This is a genomic window from Pseudomonas brassicae, from assembly GCF_010671725.1.
GTDB lineage: Bacteria > Pseudomonadota > Gammaproteobacteria > Pseudomonadales > Pseudomonadaceae > Aquipseudomonas > Aquipseudomonas brassicae.
This window is the reverse complement of sequence record NZ_JAAHBU010000457.1, coordinates 1-4,845: the sequence shown is the minus strand read 5'-3', so window position 1 is coordinate 4,845 and position 4,845 is coordinate 1. Positions and strand designations below refer to the sequence as shown.

Annotated in this window: 6 protein-coding genes; 3 read left to right on the top strand and 3 right to left on the bottom strand. The window is 52.8% G+C overall.

Features of this window, described 5'->3' with window-relative positions; all coding sequences use genetic code 11:
- Positions 1 to 503 (top strand): helix-turn-helix domain-containing protein (locus G3436_RS24320; protein WP_163950425.1); only part of this gene is annotated, 503 nt, incomplete at its 5' end.
- Between the two features lie 14 nt (positions 504 to 517).
- The gene (locus G3436_RS24315; RefSeq protein ID WP_163950423.1) at positions 518 to 1,351 is read left to right on the top strand and encodes a hypothetical protein; all 834 of its coding nucleotides are present in this window, start codon (positions 518 to 520) and stop codon (positions 1,349 to 1,351) included.
- A 381-nt stretch (positions 1,352 to 1,732) separates the two neighbouring features.
- Here G3436_RS24315 and G3436_RS24310 read toward each other — a convergent pair whose 3' ends face one another.
- Together G3436_RS24310 and G3436_RS24305 are read right to left on the bottom strand one after the other, a co-directional pair.
- Complete coding sequence (locus tag G3436_RS24310) at positions 1,733 to 2,371, bottom strand: hypothetical protein (RefSeq protein ID WP_163950421.1); 639 nt, start codon at positions 2,369 to 2,371, stop codon at positions 1,733 to 1,735.
- 8 nt (positions 2,372 to 2,379) lie between these two features.
- Positions 2,380 to 3,393 (bottom strand): zinc metalloprotease, encoded by a 1,014-nt coding sequence (locus G3436_RS24305; protein WP_163950419.1) that lies wholly within the window; start codon positions 3,391 to 3,393, stop codon positions 2,380 to 2,382.
- 463 nt (positions 3,394 to 3,856) lie between these two features.
- Between G3436_RS24305 and G3436_RS24300 the strand changes: the two genes are divergently transcribed.
- Positions 3,857 to 4,612, top strand: a complete 756-nt coding sequence (locus tag G3436_RS24300) for a hypothetical protein (protein ID WP_178116593.1) — start codon at positions 3,857 to 3,859, stop codon at positions 4,610 to 4,612.
- On the opposite strand, the gene G3436_RS24295 is transcribed toward G3436_RS24300, so the two are convergent.
- On the bottom strand, positions 4,598 to 4,845 hold a 248-nt coding region (locus G3436_RS24295), incomplete at its 5' end, for a hypothetical protein (protein WP_163950414.1). The two genes, G3436_RS24300 and G3436_RS24295, sit on opposite strands and share 15 nt — an antisense overlap.

Here is a 4,845-nt window from a genome sequence, read left to right as displayed (position 1 = left end):
GCGGCTTAACTCCTATTCAAGCCGAGCAGGAGACAAAATTCACAGTCGCTGAGAAAGGGAAACTGAAGGCAGTAAGCCTAGATTTCCGAGGCCCAAACGAGCATTTGGATAATATCAAGTCAGTGCTCAATCTGCCTGTTTCCGAGATGGCCTCGCTGTTTGGCGTAACTAGACAGTCAATCTATAAATGGACTGGAAATCAGGCCACACCTGATGATGAAAACCTTGCTAAAATCGCTGAGCTGAGCCAGCTTGCAGACCTGTTCAAGGAGGCCCAGGTTTCGCGGCCGTTGGACATGGTCAAGATGAAGGCCTTTCAAGGGAAGTCTGTACTCGACCTGTTCAAGGGTGGCGAGCCATTCATGCACTTGGCTACAGTTTTGGTCAAGGAGTCTAGGATTGCGGATGAATCGTACGCAAGGTCTGGGCTATCTCAGCTGAAAACCGCAAAAACTGACGGTTGGAAATCTTCGATTTCGATTCCGTTTTCCGATGAAGCCTGAGTGAGATTTTCAGATTGATCGACCGCAATACAACATGGCGACAAGGAAGCCTGCTCAAGCGTGACGAGTTCGCCATGTTGGGTCTCGAGGGGGGTGATGACACGTGCGCTGTTGTCATCTCCCACGATTGCGACATCCCACAGGATAAAGAGTCCTATCTGGAGGTGATCGTCGGTCAAAAGGTCAAGAAGGATAAAAACTTTTGTAGCGCGAAGAACGTGCGGCGTCTTCATGCCCGTTTTTTTGCACAAAACGACGATGAGTTTTACGTCGATCTTTCCTTCCAGAATCGCCAAATCATTCCGCGCAGCGACTTCGCCAAGCTTTCAGGTCCATGTGATTCTGCTCGCATCACAGAAGCAGACAAGCGGACCTTGAAGCAGTGGCTAAGCGTGCGTTATGGCCGCCCGGCCTATCCGAATGCGTTTGAAAACAGGTTGCAACGTGAGTGCCGGAAGAAGGTCAGCGTTGAAAAGGGTATAGCTGAGGCCGTTTCAAAGCGCTCTGAGCACATCAAAGCTCTGTTCTTCAACCTCGCGGACGAGAGAGAGCTAGAGCTTGATGAGGGTACTCCTTACAACTTGAGCATCTATGTGGTCTACGATCAGGAAAATGGTGCGGTCGAGGCGCGCAAGGAGGCTGAGGTTCTGGCGGCAGAAATTTTCACTCTCCTTCGTACGGTATATGGTCCTCCAGAAGATGCATTAGATATATGTGTTGAGTCGTGCACAGCGCTCCCGGACACAAATCTATCCTTGGCTGACTTGATGAAGATCGATCAATGGCGCCTCGAATGGGTAAGCCTGTACGATGAAAGCCCAGATTTTCTTCCCTTGGGACGCCCATGATCCCGAATGAGTTGAAATTCACGACTCGGCTGATGGAGACCAAGGCGTGATGGTGCCACCGAGTCAGCCAAGTGCCTTGGCAGTTCGTGCTGTGATGTCAAAAATCTGGTCGGAAAGCAAAAAAGACATAGCCACACCCGTGTTCAGTCGCGGTTCCTCTGCGAGCAGCAGATAGAGTCAAGCAGCGCTTACGACCGATCGGTTTCGACCCTAGCCCTAGTTGAAGTTGGAAATCGGCTCACCAGGACATTTACCTGGTCTTGACAATGAATCGAGCTAACAGGATCGACCCATCGAGCCGTTCAACAGGATCTACGCTGCAGGATATTGCTGATCAATCAGTCCTTCTTGAGAACCAGAACCTGCGTTGTGGCTACTCACTCAAAAAGGTGGCCCGTTATTGATCATTTCTCCTAGAAATTTTCGAACCTGTCCAACGTATGAATTCAGTCCTGCCTGTACGCTTTCCTCGCTTGCAGCGGCCGAGACGCCGAAGACTATTGATAGAGCCTTATCGACAGCAGGATTCGAGCGAATGGCGAGTTGTGTGCCTGAGTGGTCAAGCTCAACGAACCCCTGAATCAGCGCCTCAAGCGTAATGATCTTGCACCTTAAGCTTGGGGCTATCGTTTCGAGATGATGCTCGCTCAGTCCAATTAGCGCACGCTTGTCGCCAGTCAAGATGACGCTCACAGCATCCGCAGCGGCGGCTGCAAATAGCAGTGCTTCGCCGGCATCGATCCCAGGCACAGCGTTCAGTTGTTCCAAGACATCCAGATCAACGTTAGAGGCTGAAATTTTATGCGCCAAGCCCAGCAGCGTTGAGATCTGGGCGGCAGCTTCCTCGGTTCCACACAGCTTGAGCGGGTTCTGCTTAGGCAGCAGCTTGTAACGAGCGGAGTCCAGAACCGACACCTGGATCTTCTCACTACGAGTAAAAAGCTTTGGAAGATGATCCAGCATCCCGTACTGGGCCAGCTTCAGGATCACGTCGTTGTCGATGAACAATTTCAGCGCCATGCGAAATCCTATTCGGCTGGAGCCACACGGTAGAGGAGATCGATGGTGTCGTCAGGGAGAACATCCGGCCTAATACAACGCCAGAGCAGATCGTTGACGACGATGCCGGCTGATTTTTCACCCGCCTGTAGAAGTTTGATCGCCGCCATTCCCAGCGCCCAGGCATCATTGTGCTTGGCAAAATTTAGTACCACGTGACCGGGATCCACACGGTTTGCCTTGCCATATTGCATGGCCGCATCTGCAAGCCCCAATGCGGACATGTTGCCTGTGCCATTTCCGTAGGTTGCGTCTTCTCGACCGTTTAGCAGGGTGATCGCATACTGATCTGCCGCCTGCTCGTCTACATCGGGATCGTCCAGTGCATACGACTGCTCCCCCAAAGTCTCGTCGATCAAAATCTCATCTGGATCGATATGGCCTAAAGCGCAGTGCCCGATCTCATGAGTGATGATGAAGGATTGCCAGGCCCACGACTTGCTTTTTTTGGACAAGATAATGACAGGTCGCCCTTCGAACATGGTGACCATGCCATCCATCTTGGGTAGTCCTTCGCACACCTCGTCCAGATAGATCACAGGTACGCCATGGCGCCAACATGCTTGCAGCAGATTCCGCAGGCCTAACCAATTCCCACCTTCTGTTCCCAGAATCTCGTTCCGGAACTGCAACGGGTCTTGTGGAAAGGGGATGTACTCGTAGGGGGTTGCGTAGGCAATGGACTCTGCAACAAACATCGCCAGGGAGGTCGCGGCGCTAAGGTTCTTCGATTTGTTTGGAATTGAGCGCTTGTACTTGGTATCACGGCGCCGCAGTTCTTCCAGCCCAGGACTGTCGGAGAATAAGGGCGCGACACGTAGACCCAGTCGCTTGGCCAGGATTGATGCGACTTCAAGAGTCGCTCCCTCATCCTGCAGCATTTCGCTGGTCACCCAGTCGGGTAGCAGAGAACTCTGGAATTCACGGGGATAGCCGGCAGACTCCAGCGCCCCGAAGATTCGATCAATTTGAGTGGCCGGCATTGCGACCTCCTTGAGCAGAAAGCGGGACGGATTGACCGACAGAGTTCGCTGCAAGCCCCTTCAGGCTCCGGACCACCTTAATCAACGCCCGGGCATGAGCATCCGAGCCATCCCATACGGACATTATTGCATCCTTCAGTTCAGTCTCCAATGAACCATGCCCTAGCGGTGCGGCCAATTCATTAACCCCGTAGAAGGTGCACAACTTATTGAATTGCTCGCTGTACCTTAGCCTAGGTTTGTGACCGCTGCGTAGCCTCCATACAGTTGGCTGCGAAACCCCGCTTTGCCTCGATATTTCGGCATCGCTACGGGAATCCGCCTTGATGGATTCTATGATTTGGTTATAGGCGTGCTGGATCTTGGTGCTATTCATAATATTCACTATAGACTATTCACCTACACAAATGAATAGATTTTTGGTACGCTTATCCTTGTTATGTGACCCTTGGAACCACACCTCATGATCCCTTCCACTTTCTGCTGGACCAAAATGGGCGTCGAATCAGGCGAAGGCCTGGACCTTATCGTGCGTCGCAAGGAGTGGGAGCGTCAGCTCGGGGACGGTCTTTTCTTCTGGGGCATTGGGCAGTCGCTTGGCGACAATGCTCGCGAAGCTGCGGCATCCATCGATGGTGAAATGCAGGTTCTGTTCTCGCCGATGTTCAGCAAGCCGAAAGACATTGACGTTCGCCCCGAAGAAATCTTTGTTTGGAACAGTTGGGTCGATGGGCGAGGTAACGTCATGCCTCTCCCCAAACACGTCTTGATCACTAGCCGAGCAGATCTTCCTTCAGGACGGCGCAAATCGAGCCACTACGCCCTGGTCTGCAGGTCGGATCAGCGGCTGGGCGGTGGAACAGAGATAGAGGTGACTGCAGCCCACCTACGGAATTTCTCCAGTGATAAGCCGCTAGGTGCTTCGCAGGTTACTGCTGTCGTAAAAAATGCGAATTTCGCGCTCAGCGGAAACGCTGCCAGAAAATATGCAGTGAGCTTCATCGCTACCATGGAGGCTCCGTATGCTGTGCAGCTTAGTGACCCTTCGCTGTTAACCCCTCAGGATTTGGAGCGTATCAGCGAAGTCTCGGCCCGCGGTGGTATAAAGGACTGGAGTGCCCTCGTGTCGCGCCTTCGCGGCCAGTCTCAGCCCGCTCTTAATGTGCCGGTTACTCTTGACCTGTTCGACTTCGAGCCTGGCTTGTCAGTGGCCGTCTGAATGCAGCAGCTTGGAAACCTTGAGGAAATTCTGCAGTACCTCCGCACCTGATTTCCCTGCGTCGAGAAAGTACAGCTCTGCTCCCGTCTCGAACGCATACAGCGAGGCAATTTCGCATTGAAGGGTGACATGTCGGTCCAGCTCACTTGCCTCCGGCAAAGGGCGACCGGCAGGATTTGCCTTGATTCGATCGGAAAGTGTCTGCCCATCCGCATAGAGGCACACATTACGTC